The sequence below is a fragment of the Nocardia tengchongensis genome, from assembly GCF_054781395.1.
Window position 1 is genome coordinate 159,262 of record NZ_BAAGUM010000020.1, and the last position, 19,503, is coordinate 178,764.

Annotated in this window: 21 protein-coding genes; 7 read left to right on the top strand and 14 right to left on the bottom strand. The window is 66.5% G+C overall.

Annotated features, from left to right (window positions below; translation table 11 throughout):
* Positions 1 to 283: 283 nt before the first annotated feature.
* Together ACYVKL_RS37800 and ACYVKL_RS37805 are read left to right on the top strand one after the other, a co-directional pair.
* A complete protein-coding gene (locus tag ACYVKL_RS37800) occupies positions 284 to 1,393 on the top strand; it encodes a recombinase family protein (RefSeq protein WP_379172110.1) in 1,110 nt (369 codons plus the stop codon).
* A 64-nt stretch (positions 1,394 to 1,457) separates the two neighbouring features.
* Positions 1,458 to 1,751, top strand: coding sequence for a hypothetical protein (locus ACYVKL_RS37805; protein ID WP_379172112.1), 294 nt, complete (start codon positions 1,458 to 1,460; stop codon positions 1,749 to 1,751).
* Positions 1,752 to 1,779: 28 nt separating this feature from the next.
* Here the strand turns inward: ACYVKL_RS37805 and ACYVKL_RS37810 are convergent, their stop codons facing one another.
* From ACYVKL_RS37810 to ACYVKL_RS37865, 12 genes are all read right to left on the bottom strand, one after another.
* Complete coding sequence (locus ACYVKL_RS37810; RefSeq protein ID WP_379172115.1) at positions 1,780 to 1,950, bottom strand: hypothetical protein; 171 nt, start codon at positions 1,948 to 1,950, stop codon at positions 1,780 to 1,782.
* Positions 1,947 to 2,321: a hypothetical protein gene (locus ACYVKL_RS37815; protein WP_379172117.1), complete on the bottom strand. Its 375-nt coding sequence runs from the start codon at positions 2,319 to 2,321 to the stop codon at positions 1,947 to 1,949. The genes ACYVKL_RS37810 and ACYVKL_RS37815 overlap by 4 nt, the downstream gene beginning before the upstream one ends.
* Before the next feature lie 70 nt (positions 2,322 to 2,391).
* Complete coding sequence (locus tag ACYVKL_RS37820) at positions 2,392 to 2,928, bottom strand: HNH endonuclease signature motif containing protein (protein WP_379172120.1); 537 nt, start codon at positions 2,926 to 2,928, stop codon at positions 2,392 to 2,394.
* Positions 2,929 to 2,989: 61 nt separating this feature from the next.
* A complete protein-coding gene (locus tag ACYVKL_RS37825) occupies positions 2,990 to 3,745 on the bottom strand; it encodes a GIY-YIG nuclease family protein (protein ID WP_379172122.1) in 756 nt (251 codons plus the stop codon).
* A 117-nt stretch (positions 3,746 to 3,862) separates the two neighbouring features.
* Positions 3,863 to 4,291: a hypothetical protein gene (locus ACYVKL_RS37830; RefSeq protein ID WP_379172124.1), complete on the bottom strand. Its 429-nt coding sequence runs from the start codon at positions 4,289 to 4,291 to the stop codon at positions 3,863 to 3,865.
* A gap of 30 nt (positions 4,292 to 4,321) precedes the next feature.
* The gene (locus ACYVKL_RS37835) at positions 4,322 to 5,176 is read right to left on the bottom strand and encodes a TniQ family protein (protein WP_379172126.1); all 855 of its coding nucleotides are present in this window, start codon (positions 5,174 to 5,176) and stop codon (positions 4,322 to 4,324) included.
* A complete protein-coding gene (locus ACYVKL_RS37840; RefSeq protein WP_379172128.1) occupies positions 5,173 to 6,555 on the bottom strand; it encodes a TniQ family protein in 1,383 nt (460 codons plus the stop codon). Before ACYVKL_RS37840 ends, ACYVKL_RS37835 begins: the two co-directional genes overlap by 4 nt.
* A complete protein-coding gene (locus ACYVKL_RS37845) occupies positions 6,552 to 7,463 on the bottom strand; it encodes a TniB family NTP-binding protein (protein WP_379172130.1) in 912 nt (303 codons plus the stop codon). Before ACYVKL_RS37845 ends, ACYVKL_RS37840 begins: the two co-directional genes overlap by 4 nt.
* Positions 7,457 to 9,115, bottom strand: a complete 1,659-nt coding sequence (locus ACYVKL_RS37850) for a Mu transposase C-terminal domain-containing protein (protein ID WP_379172132.1) — start codon at positions 9,113 to 9,115, stop codon at positions 7,457 to 7,459. Before ACYVKL_RS37850 ends, ACYVKL_RS37845 begins: the two co-directional genes overlap by 7 nt.
* Positions 9,116 to 9,659: 544 nt before the next feature.
* Positions 9,660 to 11,258, bottom strand: coding sequence for a hypothetical protein (locus tag ACYVKL_RS37855; RefSeq protein WP_379172134.1), 1,599 nt, complete (start codon positions 11,256 to 11,258; stop codon positions 9,660 to 9,662).
* Positions 11,255 to 11,485: a hypothetical protein gene (locus ACYVKL_RS37860; protein ID WP_379172136.1), complete on the bottom strand. Its 231-nt coding sequence runs from the start codon at positions 11,483 to 11,485 to the stop codon at positions 11,255 to 11,257. Before ACYVKL_RS37860 ends, ACYVKL_RS37855 begins: the two co-directional genes overlap by 4 nt.
* Entirely contained in the window at positions 11,482 to 11,679 is a 198-nt protein-coding gene (locus ACYVKL_RS37865; protein ID WP_379172139.1) for a hypothetical protein, read from the bottom strand. The genes ACYVKL_RS37860 and ACYVKL_RS37865 overlap by 4 nt, the downstream gene beginning before the upstream one ends.
* A gap of 1,072 nt (positions 11,680 to 12,751) precedes the next feature.
* Here ACYVKL_RS37865 and ACYVKL_RS37870 point away from each other — a divergent pair.
* The 4 genes from ACYVKL_RS37870 to ACYVKL_RS37885 are packed head-to-tail and all read left to right on the top strand — an operon-like array spanning position 12,752 to position 16,492.
* Positions 12,752 to 13,594, top strand: coding sequence for a substrate-binding domain-containing protein (locus ACYVKL_RS37870; RefSeq protein WP_379172141.1), 843 nt, complete (start codon positions 12,752 to 12,754; stop codon positions 13,592 to 13,594).
* A gap of 20 nt (positions 13,595 to 13,614) precedes the next feature.
* Complete coding sequence (locus tag ACYVKL_RS37875) at positions 13,615 to 14,688, top strand: ABC transporter permease (RefSeq protein WP_379172143.1); 1,074 nt, start codon at positions 13,615 to 13,617, stop codon at positions 14,686 to 14,688.
* The gene (locus ACYVKL_RS37880; protein WP_379172145.1) at positions 14,685 to 15,464 is read left to right on the top strand and encodes an ATP-binding cassette domain-containing protein; all 780 of its coding nucleotides are present in this window, start codon (positions 14,685 to 14,687) and stop codon (positions 15,462 to 15,464) included. The genes ACYVKL_RS37875 and ACYVKL_RS37880 overlap by 4 nt, the downstream gene beginning before the upstream one ends.
* The gene (locus tag ACYVKL_RS37885) at positions 15,461 to 16,492 is read left to right on the top strand and encodes a glycoside hydrolase family 172 protein (RefSeq protein WP_379172147.1); all 1,032 of its coding nucleotides are present in this window, start codon (positions 15,461 to 15,463) and stop codon (positions 16,490 to 16,492) included. The genes ACYVKL_RS37880 and ACYVKL_RS37885 overlap by 4 nt, the downstream gene beginning before the upstream one ends.
* A 458-nt stretch (positions 16,493 to 16,950) precedes the next feature.
* On the opposite strand, the gene ACYVKL_RS37890 is transcribed toward ACYVKL_RS37885, so the two are convergent.
* Positions 16,951 to 17,691: a transposase gene (locus ACYVKL_RS37890; protein WP_379172149.1), complete on the bottom strand. Its 741-nt coding sequence runs from the start codon at positions 17,689 to 17,691 to the stop codon at positions 16,951 to 16,953.
* 203 nt (positions 17,692 to 17,894) lie between these two features.
* Here ACYVKL_RS37890 and ACYVKL_RS37895 point away from each other — a divergent pair, with 203 nt between their 5' ends.
* On the top strand, positions 17,895 to 18,878 hold the full coding sequence (locus tag ACYVKL_RS37895; RefSeq protein WP_379172151.1) for a nitronate monooxygenase: 984 nt from the start codon (positions 17,895 to 17,897) through the stop codon (positions 18,876 to 18,878).
* A 6-nt stretch (positions 18,879 to 18,884) separates the two neighbouring features.
* Here the strand turns inward: ACYVKL_RS37895 and ACYVKL_RS37900 are convergent, their stop codons facing one another.
* Positions 18,885 to 19,244, bottom strand: a complete 360-nt coding sequence (locus tag ACYVKL_RS37900; RefSeq protein WP_379172153.1) for a hypothetical protein — start codon at positions 19,242 to 19,244, stop codon at positions 18,885 to 18,887.
* Positions 19,245 to 19,503 lie beyond the last annotated feature (259 nt).

Here is a 19,503-nt window from a genome sequence, read left to right on the forward strand (position 1 = left end):
GCAGAACACTCCTCGCGTAGACCTGGTGCGGTGTGCATAGTGTCACATCGTTTCAAACCAGCTTGCAAACAATGAATTCGAACAGCTCATACCGGGTGTATACCGATGCCGGTAGTTCGGTGCGAACCGGGTTGGGGAGCATGTTCGGCCCGAATGATGGTTGTCGGCAAACGATCATTTGCCGACAACCATCTGCGAGCGGGAGAAACGCCAGGACGCGAGTGTCGGAAACCCATGCCGGAAATCAACGTCGACAAACCCGGTTTCGGCTATTTTCGACAACATGTTGATCGGCTACGGGCGGGTCTCGACCGCCGACCAGAACCCCGCGCATCAGATCGACGCGCTGCGCCGCGCCGGGGTGGATGAATCGAACATACACATCGACACCGCCTCCGGCGCGAAATCCTCGCGCCCGAAACTCGACCTGGTCCTCACCCTCGCCCGCGCCGGGGACACCATCGTCATCACCCGCCTGGACCGCCTCGGCCGCTCGGTGCTGCACCTGATCACCCTCGGCTCGGTGCTGCGCGAACGCAACATCGGGTTGAAGGTGATCGAGCAGGGCATCGACACCGACACCGCCGAAGGCCGCGCCATGTTCGGCATGCTGAGCGTGCTGGCCGAATTGCAGCGCGAGCTGATCATCGCCAACACCCGCGACGGCCTCGAAGCCGCCCGCGCCCGCGGCCGCAAAGGCGGACGCCGCCCGAAACTCACCGCCCACCAGGTCGAGCAGGCCCAGCGGCTCTACGACGAGGGACGCCACACCGTCGCCCAGATCGCGGGCATCCTCGGGGTCAAACGCGGCACCCTCTACGGCCATCTCGACCCGGCCAGCATCGGCGGGCGCCCCCGCTCCGGTCCCGTCGATCCCGCACCCGCGACGCCCATAGCCTCACTGACCGTGGAAGCGGAAACCGTTGCGGTGCAACCCGATCCGGAACCGGTGACCGTGTCCGTCATCGAAGCGTCCCCCTCGGTGGCGCCGGTGGCCGGCGGACTGTCGATCCGCGAACTCGCGCGAGAGAAGATGCGCCTGCGCCGCGAACAACTCGCTGTCCCGTGCCCGACCTGCGGCAACCGCCCGACAGAGGCATACGCGGCCCAGCAGCAAACCCAAGACCTGACCATCAGCTGGCTCGAACCCGACCCCGACCAGGTCGGCGCGGTGATCGAGCGGCGGCACTGCGCGGCGTGCCAGCCGGGCGGGCAGATCGCCGCCGCCGACTGCGGCCTGTGCGATAACGGCCCGATCCTGGTCGGCGACCTGGCAGCCGAACTCATCGAATGGCACACCGTGGCCGAACCCGTCCGCTCCTGGCTGCTTGAGGCCGGATGGCGTGCGCACCCCCGGCACGGACTCATCTGCGCCGACCACCCCACCGCGTGAGTCGCCGGGGGCAACTCGTCGTTGTTCGTGCACGTGGATCGGTTGTGCGGCAAGCTATCCGAGCGTGGAGCCACCCGAGATACGCATCAGCCGGTACGAGCATTCCGTCGCGATCCGCTGGGCCGGAGACGAGAACTGGTACCGGTTCGAACCCGACGACTTCAAGTACGAACTTCCCGGAACCGAGCGGCACAAGGTCGGAACACTGCCCGGGGCATGGGAACCCGACCATGAATGGATCGACCCATTCGCCGACCCGCGCCCGGACATCCGGCGCTGGACCGAGCCGATGCGCCGCGAGCTGCAATCGGTGCTGCGGTCACTCGACAACGCCGAGAAGCATCCGTGGTCGGGGTAGTCACCGACCACGGCTGGCGAATCGGTGTCTACAGCGGTCGGTTTTTCTCGGCGGCCTGGCGCAGCAGTTCGGCCGCGTTGGCCTCGCTCATGATGGGCGGAGCCTCGTCGACGGGCACGTCTTCCCAGGTCAGATCGGGATTGTTCATGAAGGCTTCGACCTGCTCGGGCGTCGGCACCGGATAGCGGGACTCGCTCACTGCGCGCCGCCGAGTTGCTCACGCAGCTGCCGCTCGCCTTGGTCGAGCAGTGCCCGGACATGGCCGTAGGCGGCCAGGTAGTCGGCGGTGGTGGGTTCGGTGCCCGCACCGGCGCGGGCGCGCGCGACCTGCTCGGCCTGTTCGGAAATCTCGCGTTCGACCTCGCCTTCCAGCACCTGTGCGGCGTCGGCCGTGCGGGCGTCGGCAGCGTCGGCGGGATGGGTTGCCTCCCATTCCTGGGCGGTGGCCGCGGCCTCGGTCAGCAGCCGGGCCCGGCACGCGGCGGCGACCCACGTCGAGAGGTTCTCCCCGGCCGCCCGATGGACCTGCGCCAGCAGTGCATCGTCGAACGAGATCGTCGCGGTGGCCATGCCAGTCAACGATAGGCCCGTGCCGGCGGTCGGGGACCCGAAAACCGGGTTCAGGCTTGCAGATCCCCGATCACCGCGCCGATGGATGCTCCGATCCGGCAAGCCGTGCCCACTCCGCTGCCACCTTCTCACTGCAACTGATGCTGTACCGCGCTGCTCGGCGTCCTATCTCGGTGGAGTCGACCCCGCAAAACCATTGCGCGAGCGTCTGGCCGTTCTTGTTCAGGTTGCATGGCGCACACGACGGTTCGAGATTTCCGGCGCAACTGTCGCCACCAGCAGCGATCGGGCGTACATGATCGATGCATGTCGCGAGCGCACCGCAATAGACGCACAGCGATCCCGGCGGACAGATCACACGCCGCAGCGGTTCGGGGATATACCTGAGTCGTTCTCGGCACTGTTGACACCGACCGCTGAATCCAGCGTCGTAGTTGATCTCGCCGCGGCATTCGGTACACACCGACGGTTCCCCGGCCGCTCGGCGCGCTGCCCGTCGTGCAAGCCGTTGGGTCTCTCGAACCTGGCACGGCCCATGACGATCCGCCCCGGTTTTCGTACGGACGGGCTTGCCGCACAACACACAGACCTTCGTGACGTACGCCATGGGTATGCCTTCTACCGCGAGCAGCCGATGTGGAACCGATACGGGGACAGCCGCATTCGGTTCAGGATTCGAGATCCTGGTTCAGGACGAACTTGCGCTTCTTGGGCGGCTCCATGAACGAGTCGGCCAGGTCGCGGTAGGTTTTCTTGAACGCGGCATTGTCGTAGGTGGTCTTCTTGAACTGCTCCCACAGTTGCGGGTGCTCGGCTTGCGCTCGCGTGTCGTTGAACCAGCGCGGCGAGTCGGCCTTGTCGAACGTGGCGATCCCGGTGATGCCGCGGTTCTTCCCGATCGCGATCATGATCGCGCGCCGCAGCGGCTCGGCCTCCTCGGTGAGCCTGCGTAGCTCGTCCTCGATCGCCACCAGCCGACGATGAGCGGCGACGATGTCCGCGCTCGGCTCGATCATGACCTCGTCGTTGTCGACCCCCTCCAGTTCGGCCACCTGCTCCTGCTCGGCCAATTCCGTTGGCAAGACCTCGGACAGGTAGTGGCGAAGCTGCGCCATCCCCGCGCGCACCTCGTCTTCGGTGAGCCGGTACACCTCCTTGCGGTGCTTGACCTGCCGGTCGGCCCACAGCCGTTTGAGGAACCGCTCACCAGCCAAGTCGTGTTCGGTCTCGACGAAATCGAACAGCTCCAGCTTGCCCGCGCTGCCGGTGCGCAAAGAGCTCTGCCGCGACGACAGCGTGCCCGCCTTGCCGAGTTTGTAGAGCGAACCGGTGTCGTACGCAGAAACGTAGGTGTACCCCATGATTGATCCCCTGCTATCTGAAATATGTTCCCGCCCAGGCGCGAAACAGCGAGCCCCCAGCATCGCAGCACCCTCCGACAGGTTTCACAGTCCAACCCGCCCCATTTCCGCAGGTAGAACGGTCGGTTTCGTTCTCCGCGTGGCCGGGGACACGGGTGCTCAGGGATAGCCGGCCGGGGGTCACCGACTCGGTTCTCGCGGCGGGTCGGGTTGAAGGTCGTGACGGCCGAACCGGTCGGCCGTGGGCAGGAATTTCAGCGGAATGTCTTGCGAGAACAGCCATATCCGCTGTTCCTCGAAGCAGTCGAGGGTCCGGCATCCCCGGGTGAGCAGCTGGAGCAGGGTGTGCGCGGCGTCTCTGCTCACGCGGGCGGCGGCGTAGCGGCCCGCGACGTATGCGCCGAGGCCGTGTTGCCAGTTGCGTGGCGGCCCCGCTGGTATCGGCCGCGCAGGCCACCAGCGGGGCGGATACAGTAGCGAACCGCGCTCGCGCGGCGGATAGGCCGTTGCGGGAGGATCTCCGGGCGTCACCGGCCGGTAAGTGGGTTTGACCAGGGCGGGGCCGAGTTCGCCCAGGGCAGGAATCACGCCGTCGGCGGCCAGGCGCACGGCTGCGGCCGCAGCGTGAAGGAATTTCTCCTAGATCTCCCAGTCCATATGCTCGTACGCCGGCCAGACCGCCAGCCCGGCCCGCGTCGGGTAATCGGCGCAGTCCCAGACCCTTTCCACGATCGCGCGAGCGCGGGCGCTGGCTGCCCAACCGGCGATGGCGAGTTCGTCGAGCAGGCAGCGCAGCAGCCGAAACCACACCCCGGCGTGTACCGTCCGGCCCGGCAGCTCGACCATGCCGGTGGTCAGTGCCGCGAAGGTGTAGCCGTCCAACCTCGACACGTCCTCAGCCACCGCGACCGGGGGGAGCGGGTCGCCGCGCGTCCCGGCCGCGACCGCCGCGAACCGTTCCAGGCGGCAGCGGTGCTCGACGCAAGAGATCATCAGCGGCAACGACCACACCAGCGCCCGGCCCCGCCCGGGGTCGACCGCACACGCCGGGCAGGCGCGTGGCCTGCGTATCCGTGGCTGCCACGGCCCCGCCCAGCGGCCCAAGCCGTGTACCGCGTTGCGTCCCTGCGCGCCCGGTAGCAGCAACACCGACTGGCACCGCACATAGTTGTCGAACGTCTCGTACTCCTCGAATTCCCGCGCCGCGAGTCGGTCGAACAGCCAGGGAGCCCATCCCCACAACGTCATCGTCCTCAGCCTCGGCACCGCCACCCCGGTCCGTTCGGCCAGGACGGCCAGCACCGGCGGCGGCGGGTCGATGTCGAGGAGGCCCGAGACCGTGCCCACGGTGACGTCGGCCTCGGCGCACAGATCCGCCAGCAGCTCCCTCACCGTCAAGCCATAGACGCCTGCCAGCCGCGTGAGCCACGACGAGAGCGACTCGAGAGGCTCCGGCGGCAGGTGTACCGGCCAGCGAGCCAGACGGAGGTTCACAACTCGAGCCGGGCACGCAGCTGCCCGAGATCGTCGGGAGTGAACAGATCGGCTGTCACACAGCGGGATACGCCGCGCCGTGGTGCCTCCTCGGCGTATTCGGTGAGTACCCGCGCGATCTCACCCGGCTCGTGCCCCATGTCGGTCAGCAGAGACTCGGTTTCGGCGCGGGTCCGCAAGAAATGCGCAGGCACGCCCCATTTCCGGATGAACAGTTCGCGTTCCTCGGCGATGCGTGCCGGTGTCGGATCGAATGCGACCAGGAACGCCAGCACGTCGCGGGCGGTGTCGGGATCGGTGCGCATCGCACGTTCGACATCGGCCACGAGGTCGTTGATGGCGGCCCAGTCCTTGACCCGCATCGCCGACCGCAGGTCGCCGATCGGCACCGGTGTGCGGGCACGGGCCGGATCGTCGCCGGGGTAGACCGAGTCGTGCACCGGGGCCCTCAGCAGCGGGCCCAGGACACCGCGCGGGTGGATCCGCCCGGCGGCAACCAGTTCCACAGCGACCGCTGCCGCGGTGAGCAGGTCTTCCTGACGAGGCCACGGCAGACTCTCATACGGCTGCCACATCCGCATTCCGGCGCGCTCGGGCAACTCGGCGGCCTCCCACACCTGCGCGAGGATGTGTGCCGGTGCCTTGCGCAGGGGGTTGGTGGACAGGCTCAGCTCGTCGAGCAGGCAACGCAGCAACCGGAACCACACTCCGGCATGCACGGTCCGACCCGGCAACGCGACGCGCCCGGTGGTCAGCCCCTGATGGGTGTAGTTCTCCACGGTCGCAACGGGTTCGGCGATCGGAACAGGAAGCAAGTCCTGCCCGTAGAACTGCGTTTGCGCCACCTGCTCCGACGAAAGCAGTCGGCGACGGTGCTGCGTGCAGCCGATGGTCAGCGGCAGATCCCACACCAGCGCCCGAACCGGCTCCGGCGCCGCGGTGCACAGCGGGCAGGACCGATTCAGCCCGGCGGCGGGAATCCAGGGGCCACGCCAGGTGCGCCGCCGCGTCAACTCGAAGCGCGTGGCCTCGCCCGGCGCCAGCAGCACCGAGTACTGACGCACATAGTTGTCGAAGGTTTCCTCGGCATCGCGGGCCGCCATCGGGTAGCTGTCGAACAGCCACGGCACCCACCCGGGCAACGTCATCATCGCCAACCTGCCCACCGCCACCCCCGTGCGCTGCGACAACGCCGCCAACAGCTCCGGCGGCGATTCCTGATCGAGCATCTCCGGAATCGCCGCCAGCACACCGAGATTCGGCCCCAACAACTCGGCCACCGGCACCCCGTACGCCTCCGCGATCCGCGCCAGCCACGACGACAGCGACTCCAACGTCCCCGGCGGCGGATGCAACGGCCACCGCGGCGCGGCCCTCATGCCAGTTCGCGTTCGAACATCCGCCGCCGCTCGGTCGGCCCCACATACGGCGCGAGCAGCAGGGTGCGTTGATTGATCGCTTCCTCACCGGAGTCGATCGCCGCGATCGCGGCATCGGTGAGCAAGCAGGTGAGCTCGCCGATCGTGCCCTCACAACGGGTCAGCAGGTAGGTCGCCATCTCCTCGGTCGCGATCAGCGAAGGCCGGCGCAGCGGGAACGCGGCCGCGAAACTCGCCAACAACGCGCACGCCTCCTCGCCGGGCTCCCAGCGCGGCAAGGCCAGGGGCGCGAACCGGTTCTCAAGCTGCCCGTCGGAGCGGATCGCCAGATACGCGTCCCGGATCCCGACACCTACCAACGGGATTCGCAGGCTGTTGCCCAGGAACCGCAGCAAGTTCAGGAATTCCCGCTGCTTATCGGCGCGGCCACCGAGCATATTGTGCAGTTCATCGATCACCAGCATCTGCACCCCGACCGCGCGGCACAGCCGCAGCACCAACTGTTCGAGGTCGGCCAGCCGGGGCGCGCGCGGCCGGATCGGCGCACCCAGCGCCGCCAGCAGTGCCACGTAGAAGCGGCTCACGCTCGGCTCCGAAGGCATCTGCACCGTCAGCACCGCAATCTCCTCCCGATCATCGTGCGAGATCGGCGGGTGGTCGCGACGGAACTTCTCGATGATCATCGACTTGCCGTTGTGGGTCGGCCCGATCAGCAACAGATTCGGCATCCGCTGCTTACTCGGCATCTCCAACAACTCCTCCAACCTGGCGAGGGCCTCGGTGGCGCGGGTGTAGCCGATCCACCGATCCGCGCGCACATGCCGCACCCGCTCGGCACCGGGCAGCATCGCGATCGCCTGCGCCGAGACGTGCAGGTGCGACAAGTCGACACGCTCCCCGCTCACCATTGCTCGATCACCTCGAACGGGCGCGCCACCACCACCGCAGCATCAGGCGGTGGCGGCGCTGGCGCGGAGGACCCAGCACGGGCCGAGGACCGAATCCGCTTGTGCCGCTCGGTATTGCGACGCGCCTTACGGCTGGTTTTGGTGGCGGAATCGGTGATATGGCGCATCTGCTCGACCATCGCGAACAGCGCGCTCTCGTCGATCTCGGCGCGGCCCTGCTCGCGGAGCCGCGCTGTGGCCGCCCGCTGCTCCCACAAGCTGATCGCCGGCCGCGACCACGTCCGGTACGGCACCTCGAGGTACTCGCCGGTCTCCGGGTGCAACGCCCAGATCCGGGAGATATCACGCGGATCGCGGCGCAGCACCACCTTGCCCAGCCCGTCGCGGCCCGCGATCAACGGCTTCAAGGCGTCGCTGTAGTACTGCACGTGATCCAGCACGAACCCGGTGCGCCGCAACGAGCGCCGCTCCACCGGCAGGAAGTCGACCAGGAACGCGGTCTCGTTCGTCACGGTCGGCAGCGCACCCGCCGCGGCGGCCTTCTCCGCCCACACCCCCGCCGGAGTCCGCCCGCCCAGACCCTCGTGCGGTTCGCCGTGGTAGCAGGCCACCGCCAGGGTCATCCAGCGTTGCAATTCGGCAAGGGTGAGAACGGCTTTCGCGTCGCTGTCGTAGTCGCGGCGCGAACGAGTGTCGGAAAACGTTGTCCCGGGCAGTTCGTGGACCATCGTCATCATGGTGCCGACCAGCCGCTCGATCACCCCACCGAAATGCGGCTGCCCCAAAGGCCGGTACTGCACGGCGATGCCGTGCTGTTCGCTGCCGCGCCGCAACGCCTCGCTCTTGAACTCGCTGGCGTTGTCCACGAACAACTCGCGCGGCTTGCCGCTCATCGGCCACACCACCTCCACCCCCAGCCGTTCCAGCCAGGGGCGTTTGTCGATCGCCATGTGCGCCAGACACAATCCCACCGACGTCGCCGACGGCGCTTCGAGGGTGACCACGAACCCGGGCACGCACCGGGTGGCCTCGTCGATCGCGGCGGTGACATAGGGGCGGCCGATCGGCAGCCGATGGAATTCGTCGACCACGATCACATCCGCCGGGGTGTGATCCATCTGCACCCGCGCCAACAGCCCCTCCACCGGCGGCGCTGCCCCGCCCGCGGCCCGCAGCGACCGCGCCGCGTTCTGGCCCTCCCGCGCGGTCGTGGTCTTGATCGGGTCGAGCTTGCCGATCCGCCGTGCCACCGAAGACCGCGACGGCGGACGTAGCCCGGCCATCTTGCACTCCCGGTCGATCTCGCGGCAGATCACCGCCACCGACCGCCGCTGCCTGCTCAGGTATCGCGACCGCAGCACCCGGCGCACGATCGCCTCCACCTCGCCGCTGAGCCGTTCCCCGCCCCGCCCGCCGGACGAGCGGCCCGGCAACAGATCCGACGCCACACCCTCCCCGTCGCGCCAGCGTTTCACCAGCGCATAGACCTGTCGCTGCGTCACCTCCAACCGGGCGGCGGCCTCGTCGGCGACGGGCACGCTCACCCGATCCAGTTGCGCGAGAGGGCCGATCACCTCCGCGCGGCGCACCGCCGTCTGCCAGTCCGCCTCCGCCGTGGTCAGCACACCACGATCCGACAAATTCCCGGCCATCTCGACAACCCCCGTGCTGAAGACGAGTACGAGTCAAAACGCACGGTACTGAACACGAGTACGAGACACGCCGAAGTTCGAAGTCCCCTTCAATCGCAACCGAATCCGCACGTCAGCACTGAACACGACTTCGAACAATCACAACGGTGTCAATGTCGATGTGTGCGACTCGTCACCGTGCGACTCGTCACCCGAATGTCAGTGCGCTGACCTGCGGCTTCGTCACTGAGTGTCAGTAGTTCTCGTCACCTGAATGTCAGTAACCGGGCGCTCGCGACCTGCGGTTTTCCACCTCAGAGAGGTGGGTGTGGGATTCGTCGTCGCGGATGTCAGTGAAACGCTGAAATGGGGGCTGACCTGGGCCTTCGCGCCTGACCGCCGATAATATTTACTTTGCGGTGCTTTTCGGGGCCTAAGGCTCTTCGATGGCGAAACCGCGGCAATGTTCGGGTCGCTTGAGGATGCCTCGAATCGTGCGGGTTTGGCATCCGAGCATACTCGCAATAGCTGCCCCTTCGGCGGCTCTATGCTTCGGCCAGACCCGTTAGGACCTGCGCCTTTCGTACTCGTCGAGGCAGAGCTTGAAGGGGACGGGTTGGGGGCGAGCGCCGGTTCTATCCGAGCGTCGCAGGACGGGGATAGCCGGGTCGGTGGAGGGTTGGCGGTCTGTGCCGGCGGGTGTGGTGCGAGGGTGGTCGTCGAGGGGCAGCGCGTAGCGCAGGTCGGCGTCCTCGCTGGGGCGTAGTCGCGGCCAGTGCCGATACGCGGTAGCGTTCGCCAGCCAGGTGTGTTTGTACGGGTGGCGGGCGGGCAGCAGGATTCCGCAGGCGTCGACGGAGGCGCGCACGGTGCGGCCATACATCCCGGTCGCGTCGATGAGCAGCCCCTGGCGCCGGGGGTCGTAAAGCTCGAGGTAGGTGCGGGCGGCCAGCAGCAGGGGCCGGGCGTGGGTGGGTACCGCGAACACGCGCTGGCCCTGTGGCCCGCTGAAGATCCAGGAGCCATCCTCGGCCAGATGGTCACCACGCAGGATCTTCATTTCAGCGGGCAGCGCGCCGGTGAACGCGGTGACCGCCAGGGCGGCGGCGCGGACGGTGCTCGACAGCCCGTCGCGGATCCGGGCGGCCAACTCGGCGGTGAACGGGATAGTGGTCAGTCCGGGACCGACCGCGCAGGGCAGGCTGCGTAGTTCCAGGTACCAGCCGTGTAGCCCGAACGCAGCCTGCGCGCCGCGGAGCCCGGTGACGGTGTAGTGGCGTCCGGGACTGTCGGCGACCAGTCCGCCCAGGGTCCGGCGCAGCCACTGCAGATCGGTGAATCGGGGCGATCCCGGGCCGGGGGCCACGTGTTCGGCGACGAAGTCGTGGACCGGACCATGGGGCCGGCGACGCCACAGGCGGCCGAGATGCGCGCTGTCGTCGCCGAGTACCGCGCGTTCACGCCAGGCATGCTCGATGTAATGCTCGTGTCCGGCGGCCGGCACACCTTCGTGATCGGCGAGGGCACGGCACACGATGGCGGCACTGTGGCGGTAGACGGTATCGATGCGCTGGAATTGCCGCCGGTCGAGGCAGCGGGCGGCCGTGGCCCTGAATTGGGCGAAGTCGACCAGCGGTACGGCAGGCAGGTCGCCGTGGTCGGTGACCAGCCAGGGCTGATGCCGTCGCCGCGGTTTCAGAGCGTTGAGCAAGTCGGTCAGGTCCGTGCTGACCCGATGTGGGATCCCGATCAAATCCAACTCGGTGGCGGGATCGGTGTGGCAGGTGTGCCAGACCAGGACCAGATGCACGCTGGTCAACCAGCGCAGTTGGAGCAGGCGGGTGCGCTGGCGGTCGCGCAGGCGGTGGGCGCGCAGCACGACGAGGTGGGCGATCTGGTCGGCGATCAGCCAGGACGCTGATCCGGCCCAGATCGCCTCTCCCCCACTGACCCGCTCGTCAGTCAGCCGGGTGACCGGACGCCCCAGTGCGGCAATCACATCGGCCCCGAGGGCGTCCGCGGAGCTGGTCGCTGGCGTCGGATGGACCACAATCACGCCCGCGGCAGGATTGTGCGCGCCGAGCAGGGCACGAGTGACACTGACGTCGTCGCATGGGTCCAGCAGCACCGTGACCGGTGGGCCGGTATCGGTCGCGACAGTCATTCAGTACGGCCGGACATCTTGGAGAACACCAACCCGAGCACGTCTTGGTCGACCTGTTCGCGGTCAAGGCGCTTCATGGCGCGCACAGTGTGGGCGGTGACCTTGGCCCAATTACGGAAGTTGCCGTGACCGGCGTGGGCGTCGGCGAAGGCGACGATCTTCGAATCGGTGTTCTCCCACACCGGGTGGAAGGCCTGGATCACGCGCGCCACCTGATCGGGAGTCATTGCAGATAGACGTCGAACTTGCGGCGGGCCCGCTCGCCTTTCCGGAGTCCGGCCAGGTCTCCGGGCGACACGTCTTGGCGGATCGCGCGGTGCAGGGTGGCCAGGCTCGGTGCGGGCGGGCCGCCGCCGTGGGCGCGGTCGGTGAGCTCTCGGTGCAGAGCGGAGGCGTTACCGCGCCAATACGCTAGGCGCACACGCAGTTCCGCGTCGATCCGAAACCGGTCGCGCGGGCGGCGGTGGCGGCGTGCGCCCGGCCTGAACCCACCGCCACACCGTGCGCTCGGGGACACCGACGGTCTGCGCGGTGAGCCGCACGTGCTGGCTTGTCAGTTCGCCGACCTGATCCAATGCCGTCAACCGGTGCGCAGCGGCAAGCCGTAACGCACGCACGCTCACCTCGGCCACGACCAGGTTCCTTTCGAACCTCCTTGGCCTGCGCTGTCACATCGAGGCCACTGGGATCCCGAGCGAATTGGACCACGATCACGGTGACGACACGCGGCAGTTCACTGACACGCTCGAGAGGAAAGCCCAACTGCCGGACAGACAGGATGGTGACGCGAGTTACCACGCGCCGATCACGCACCGTGCGGCTTCCCGGTGCTGGTGGGTGGGTTGGGAGGGGGTTCCGCCGTGGAGGTGGGAGTGTTGCGGCGACTCAGACGTGTCGGAGGAGATTGATAGTGGTGGCGTCGAGAGTGGTTGTTCAGCACTGCTGGCAGCGTTTCGTGCAGAACCGGGCACGTTCGGTAGCTTGCTGCGCTGGTTGAGGTCTGGAGTTCTGGTCTCACCGTTACCGGCCTGATCGGCCGTGACCGCACTCCCACCATTCGGGACTGTGAAGGCATGCCCGTCCCTGTAGATGGATCGGCGCCCGTTCAGTCGAGCTACCCGGTGTTGTGTCGGACGGCTGGCGGCGGATAGCTCAGAGGTCGAATGTCGACCACGGTGAATTCTTCCTGTTGCTCGGCCTATCCGCTGCGGCGCCCCGCCGGATCACCTCCGGTGAGCGCTACGTCATGGACCCCGTGTCACCACACCCATAGACCGCGACTTCGGTCGTATTCGGGCTACGCCCATGCCATTTTCGGCTGACAGAAAGGTTGATAAGCGATGAGAACACCGTTGCGACGCGTCCACCGGGGTTGGCGTGCCCTCCCGTGGCTGGCCGCCGGCATTGTGTTGGCCGCGTGCAGCGCGCCGAGTGCAACGAGCCCCGCACAGACTAGTGCTCCGGTCGCGGCGGGCACCCTGCGTTCGGTTGCGGTGGTTACCGACAGCAGTCCGGCCGACGCGTTCTGGAGCGTGGTTAAAAACGGCGCCCTGGCCGCGGGTAAACAGCTCGGTATCCGTGTCGACTATTACTCCGCCGATGATCCCGGTGCGCAGGCCAGGCTCATCGACAACGCCGTAGCGCAGGGTATCGGCGGTCTGGCCGTGTCGATGCCCTACCCGGAGCCTTTGCGCCCGTCCATCCAACGTGCTGTCGCCGCGGGCATTCCGGTCGTGACGATGACCCAGGGCGCAGCTGACAGCGCACGTTTCGGCGCGATAGGTCACGTCGGGGTGAGCGAGCGGCTTGACGGACAAGCTGCGGGCAAACGCCTGCACGATGCCGGGAAGACCAAGCTGCTGTGCGTGGACCATATGCCTGGCCAGATCAGCGGTGACGAATTCTGCGGCGGCGCTGCCCAGGGCTTCGGTAACCCGATGACTACCGTGGTCGTCGATATCAACAACCCGACCGAGGTGGTCTCGCGCGTCAAGGGCGCACTTCAAGCCGACCCGTCGATCGACGCGGTGCTGACGCTGAACGCGCAAATCGCCGCCCGCACAGTCGATGCGGTACAAGAAGCCCATTCCGTCGCCGCTATCGGGGCCATGACGGTCAACACCGAGCTGCTCGACGACATCCGCGCGGGCAAAGTGCTGTTCACCGCCGACTCCCAGCAGTACGAGCAGGGGTATCTGGCGGTGGTGATGTTGCAGCTGTACAAGACGAACCTGAACACAGTCGGCGGCGGTCAACCCATCGAGACAGGTCCGTCGTTCATCGACAAGTCCAACGTCGACGCCGTCGCTTCACTCGTGGCGCAGGGAACACGCTGAGACCGATCGGGGAGTGTGAAATGACTGTAGTCGCACCGTCGTCCGAGTCGGCGCCGAACCGAGCAGAGCAGCGTGAACCGCGCCCGCGACGGCGTGTGCCGCTGTTGCAGTGGCTGGCATTGCGTCCGGAAACCGCAGCGGCGCTGGGCGCGGCAGCGGTGTTCGTTTTCTTCTCGGTCGTCACCGAGCAGTTCCTGAGCCCGTTGGGTGTCTCGACGTGGCTGGATGACGCGTCGTCGATCGGCATCATGGCCGTGGCGGTGGCGCTGTTGATGATCGGCGGCGAGTTCGATCTGTCCGCGGGTGTGATGACCGCATCGACCGCGCTGGTCACCGCGCTGTTGGCGGTGAATGCGGGCTGGAATGTGTGGCCTGCGCTCGGGGTGTCGCTGGTGTTCGCACTGGGGGTTGGTGCGCTCAACGGCTGGCTGGTGATCCGCACGGGCCTACCGAGTTTCATCGTCACCCTCGGCACATTCCTTGCGCTGCAAGGCGTCAACCTCGGTGTGACGCGATGGATCACCGGCACCGTGCAGGTGTCGGGTATCCGCAGCGCGCCTGGCTATTCCTCGGCGGGCGCGGTGTTCGCCTCCACGACCAGCGTTGGTGATACCCAGATCAAGGCGTCGACAGTGTGGTGGATCGTGCTCACGGTGATCGCCGCGCTTGTGCTGACGCGCACCAGATTCGGGAACTGGATCTTCGCGGTCGGTGGCTCGACTGCGAGCGCCCGAGCGGTCGGTGTCCCGGCCGGGCGCACCAAGATCCTGCTGTTCATGACCACCACATTCGCCGCCTGGGTGGTGGGCGCAGGCAACATTCTGCGGTTCGACAGCGTGCAGGCGAGCCAGGGCATCGGACTGGAGTTCCAATACATCGTCGCCGCGGTCGTCGGCGGCTGCCTGCTGACCGGAGGCTTCGGGTCGGTAGTCGGCGCCGCGATCGGCGCGCTGACCTTCGGTATGGCCCAGCAAGGCATCGTGTTCGCCCGCTGGAACAGCGACTGGTTCGAGCTGTTCCTCGGCATCCTGCTGTTGTCGGCGGTGCTGGTGAACACCGCATTCTCCAAGCGAGCAGAAAGGGCACGCCGATGACCGCCTTGATCGAAACCACCGCTGTCGGAAAGAGTTACGGCGGTGTGGTGGCGCTGCAGGATGTGTCCATGGTGGTCAACGCTGGCGAGGTCACCTGCGTGCTCGGCGACAACGGTGCCGGCAAATCCACCCTCATCAAAATCCTGTCCGGTGTGCACCAGCACGACACGGGTGAGCTGCGGATCGAGGGCGAACCGACCCGGCTCTCCTCACCACGTGCCGCGCTGGATCGCGGCATCGCCACCGTGTATCAAGATCTGGCGCTGGTGCCACTGATGAGCGTGTGGCGTAACTTCGTTCTGGGCTCCGAGCCGACCCTCGGGGTCGGACCTTTGCGGCGACTGGACCGAGGCAAAGCGCAGCACATCGCCCGGGAAGCCCTGTCCGACTTGGGAATCGGCATCCGCGATCTGGAACAGCCCGTCAGCACACTTTCCGGCGGCCAGCGCCAATGCATCGCGATCGCCCGCGCGGTGCATTACGGCGCCAAGGTACTCATCCTGGACGAACCAACCGCCGCACTCGGGGTGAAACAAGCCGGTGCGGTGCTACGGCATGTGGTGGCCGCCCGCGACCGCGGGCTCGGTGTCGTGCTCATCACCCACAACCCTCACCACGCCTACCCGGTCGGCGACCGGTTCCTGCTGCTCGAACGCGGCAGCACGATCGGCACCTATGAGAAGCCCGAGATCGACCTGCCGGAACTCACACGGCAAATGGCCGGAAGCGCCGAACTGGATGCGCTACAGCACGAATTGCAGCGGGTGGTGACATGACCGAGATCTGGCGACTGAACGGGACCCGCACCCGATCGATCAGCCCGGAGAACCCGACCGGTGCGCCGGGCGGCGGCGGGCGGGCCACGCACGGCACCGGCGCTCGTGCAGCTGCGGAACTGGGCCGCGGCTGGAAGGTGTCGCCGTCAATCGAGTTGGCAGCCGGTGAATCGGCCACACCGATGGACGTATCCGGTCCAGGGGTGATTCGCCACTTCTGGCTCACCACCGATCGCAGCTCACTGCAACGGATAAGACTGCGCATGTACTGGGATGGCGCGCCAGAACCCGCAGTAGACGTGCCTGTGGGGGCGTTCTTCTGCAACGCCTGGGACGAGCTGGCACTCGTGAATTCGGACATGGTGGTCGTCGCGCCAGCCGGCGGGTTGAACAGTTACTGGCCCATGCCATTTCGCTCGTCTGCCCGCATCACACTCCACAACGATAGCGAAAACACGGTACCGGTGTATTACCAGATCACCTACCTCGAACAGGAGGTAGATGAGTCGGCCGGCCACCTGCACGCGCAATGGCGGCGTACCGATCGGGTAGGTCAGCCGCCACTACACACGATCGTCGACGACATAGCCGGCCCCGGCCGATATGTCGGCACCTATCTGGCCGTCGAACCAAACGCACCCGGCTGGTGGGGTGAAGGCGAACTGAAGTTCTACCTCGACGACGACACCGAATTCCCCACGATCTGCGGCACCGGAACCGAGGACTACTTCGGTGGCGCCTGGAACTTCGATCTCGACAGCACCTACCGCACCTACTCCACTCCATATCTCGGACTGGTTCAAGTGCTCCCACCGCACGAGATCTACCGCTCCTACCAACGGTTCGGAATGTACCGCTGGCATATCCAAGACCCCATCTGCTTCGACCACAAGCTACGCGTCACCGTGCAGGCACTCGGCTGGCGAGATCACGGCCAGCCCTACCTGCCACTGGAAAATGCTGTGATCGGCTCGACCGCCCTGTGGTATCAGCACCACTCCGTTGCGACGCGTACAGATCCAGGGTGACACGACACCGCTGAACGAGGAGACCGTCGAGTCACACGAGGCTCACCCACACACGACATGCGCGTTCTCAGACTGCCCGACGAATCCACCCCGACCGAACACACTCAACTAACTGTCCGATGAGGCACCGAGAACGACCAGTCCACTACTGACATCTGTCGTGACGAGAACCCACTGACAATCCGCTGACGAATCGCAGTCAGTGCGCTGACCTGCAGCTTCGTCACTGAATGTCAGTAGTTCTCGTCACTGAAATGTCAGTAAACGAGTGGTCGCGACCTGAGGTTTCCCTCACGGGAAGATGCGTGCGGGATTCGTCATCACAGATGTCAGTGGGACGCTCGACTGCACACGAAAGGGGCGCTGAGCTGACGTTTTCCGCCTGACCACCGATAAGTGTCGGCAGCACGTGAAAAATGGATCTGGCACAAATTTCGTGATCCGACCGACCGGGTTGTTCACTCGCTCAACAGGATTCGCTTGCGGAGCAGGTCAGTTTTCGCGCGGCCGAACATCTGGCGCTTGAGCATCTTGATGCGGTTGACGTGGCCTTCGACCGTTCCGCTGCTCCAGGACATGGTCAGACCAGCGGTGACCGCGTCCTGATCGCGGCGCAAGCCGCGCACGAACGAGTGCAGCCCGGGCTGGTCGTCGGCATCGACGGCGGCCATCCACCGTTCGAGATCCCCACCGCGCCGTTGGCCCATGATGTCGGCGAACGCGCGGACGTACCCGGTCAGCGCAGCCAATTCCGGGCTGACTGTCAGGATCGCGTCGAGACTCGTCCGATGCTCGGCAGCGAGGGTGTCGGGGTTGGCCATGATCCAGGCGACGACTTTGCGGACGGATGGCGGCTTGGACGGCGCCACCGGGACGTGTGTGACGGCGCGGAAGGGCTGCAGGTAGTTGCGCACCAACTTCTCACTGCCTTGATAGCCGCGAGCCTTGATCTCCTCGAACAGCTGGGTTGCGTTGGTGCACCCCTCGTTCCACCGCCGATGCAGCTCGGGCTTGTATGCCTCAAGGAGGCTGACTCGGAATCCGAGGCGGTTGTTGACCAGTAGCTCGTCGACCGACTCGGCGCGGGCGAAGCGGCGTGTGGTGCCGCGGGACAGGCCCAGCTCACGGCTGATCGCCAGGATGCTCGTGCCCTGGTCTAGCAGGGTATGGACCTGGGCCCAGCGCTGGCGGGCGCGCACCGTGGCGCGATCCTGCCGTTCGCCGGTGTCCTGGCTCAGTTGAACTGATGCGAAGGCGGCCAGTTGAGGTGCAATGCATCAGATTAATTGAGTCGTCGAACCTCGACCCGACTCAATTGATCTGATGTCTGTGGAAGTGGTGGGCTGCGCGCTGGATTATTGTGTCGGGACCCGGTCGTCGTATTGCGCATAGAGTCGGGCCCGTGGATCTTCTGGATAGGCTCCGGCTGGATGTGCCTGTTGCGCAGGCCGGTATGAGTGGGGAAATCGCGAGTGGTCGCCTCGCTGCCGCGGTAGCGGCAGCTGGAGGGCTCGGGACCATTGGCATGATGCCTCCGGTTGAACTGCGCGCCGCCATCGCCCGGGTGCGTGAACAAGCCCCCGAGCGGGCGGTGGTGGTGAATCTGCTGATGCCGTTCGCGCGTCGTCATCACATTCGGGCGTGCCTGGACGCGCGCGTCGACGCGGTCGTGGTGGCGTTCGGTGGTGATCTCGCGCTGGTGCGTGAGCTTCAGGACGCCGGGATCTTTGTGCTGATGATGGTCGGCACTGAAGAACAAACCCGGACTGCGGTGGCGTGGGGTGTCGACGGCTTGATCGCTCAGGGCAGGGAAGCTGGTGGCATTTTGGTGGGAACCGTTGCAGCCCTTGAGTTTCTCCCGCGTGCCGTCGCGATTGCCCAGGATAAGCCGGTGTTGCTCGCGGGCGGAGTGGCGGCCGCGGCTGACACCGCCGCAGCGTTGGCCGCTGGAGCGGCAGCGGTAGTGGCGGGGACTCGGTTCTTGCTGACCGATGAGTCCGGTGCTCACCCGGAATACCAGCGTCGGATCCTGGACGCGCGGATGACGTTGGAGACCAACGTGTTCGGGCTCGGGTGGCCGGCGCGTCATCGGGTGGTGCCAAATGGCGTGACTGATCGGTGGTGCCGCGAGGACGGCGCAGTTCGGAGGGTTCCTGCGCTGATCAATGCCTCGAGTGGTCCCCTGGCGCGGCTGACGCCGGAGAGGCTGAACGGCGCGATGCTGCGTCTGCAACGCCCTTGGCTGCCATTGTTCAGCCCGATCGCGCCGCTCGAGGGTAACCCGGCGGCGTGGGCGGATCGAGCGGCGTTGTATGCGGGTGACTCCGTGCTCCGGATGAACGACGTGATCCCGGCGAAGCAAGCTGTGGCCGAGTTGGCTGCCTGAACCTTGCTATCGGGAGAACGGATTCGCGGTCTGCGATGCGTGGGTTTCCGCTTCGCGCATCCGGTATGCGGGCAGGCCGTTGCGAGCCATCAGCGCCGCCAATTCGGCTCGCTGTCCGGCGCGTTCGTCGGCGACCTGGTCGATCCATTGCTGTAGTGGTTTGCTCTGAATCGGCCCATGGCGGATGCTGCCGAGGATGCAGCGGTCGATCTCGTTGCGGAATCGGTTGCGAGTGCGTGGATTCGCAGCCAATTTCTGCCAGCGTGGGGAAACCAGCAGGGCCGCGGTGGCGACGACGCCTGGATAGGTCGCGGCCTGACTTTGCGGGTCGTCGAGCAGGAATCGGCTGCGGTCGGGGCTGATCACGTTGAGGATCTCGTCGACCCCGGTTGCTCGAGGGCATGGTCCTGAACTCGCCCCAGACCTCGCGCGCGACGTGGAAGGCGTAGCCCATCTCGCGTGACCCGTGCGTTCGGGCCAGACGGCGGTGTCGCCGTTGCGCCCGCAGGACCGCCGGCGCTGGGCTGAGATCGAGCAGGGCGTCGCTGCGGCGGTCGACCGCGGTCAGCCAAAGCCGGTGACGGGCGCAGAGGTTGACGTGACGCAGGTGGAAGACCCAGATTCG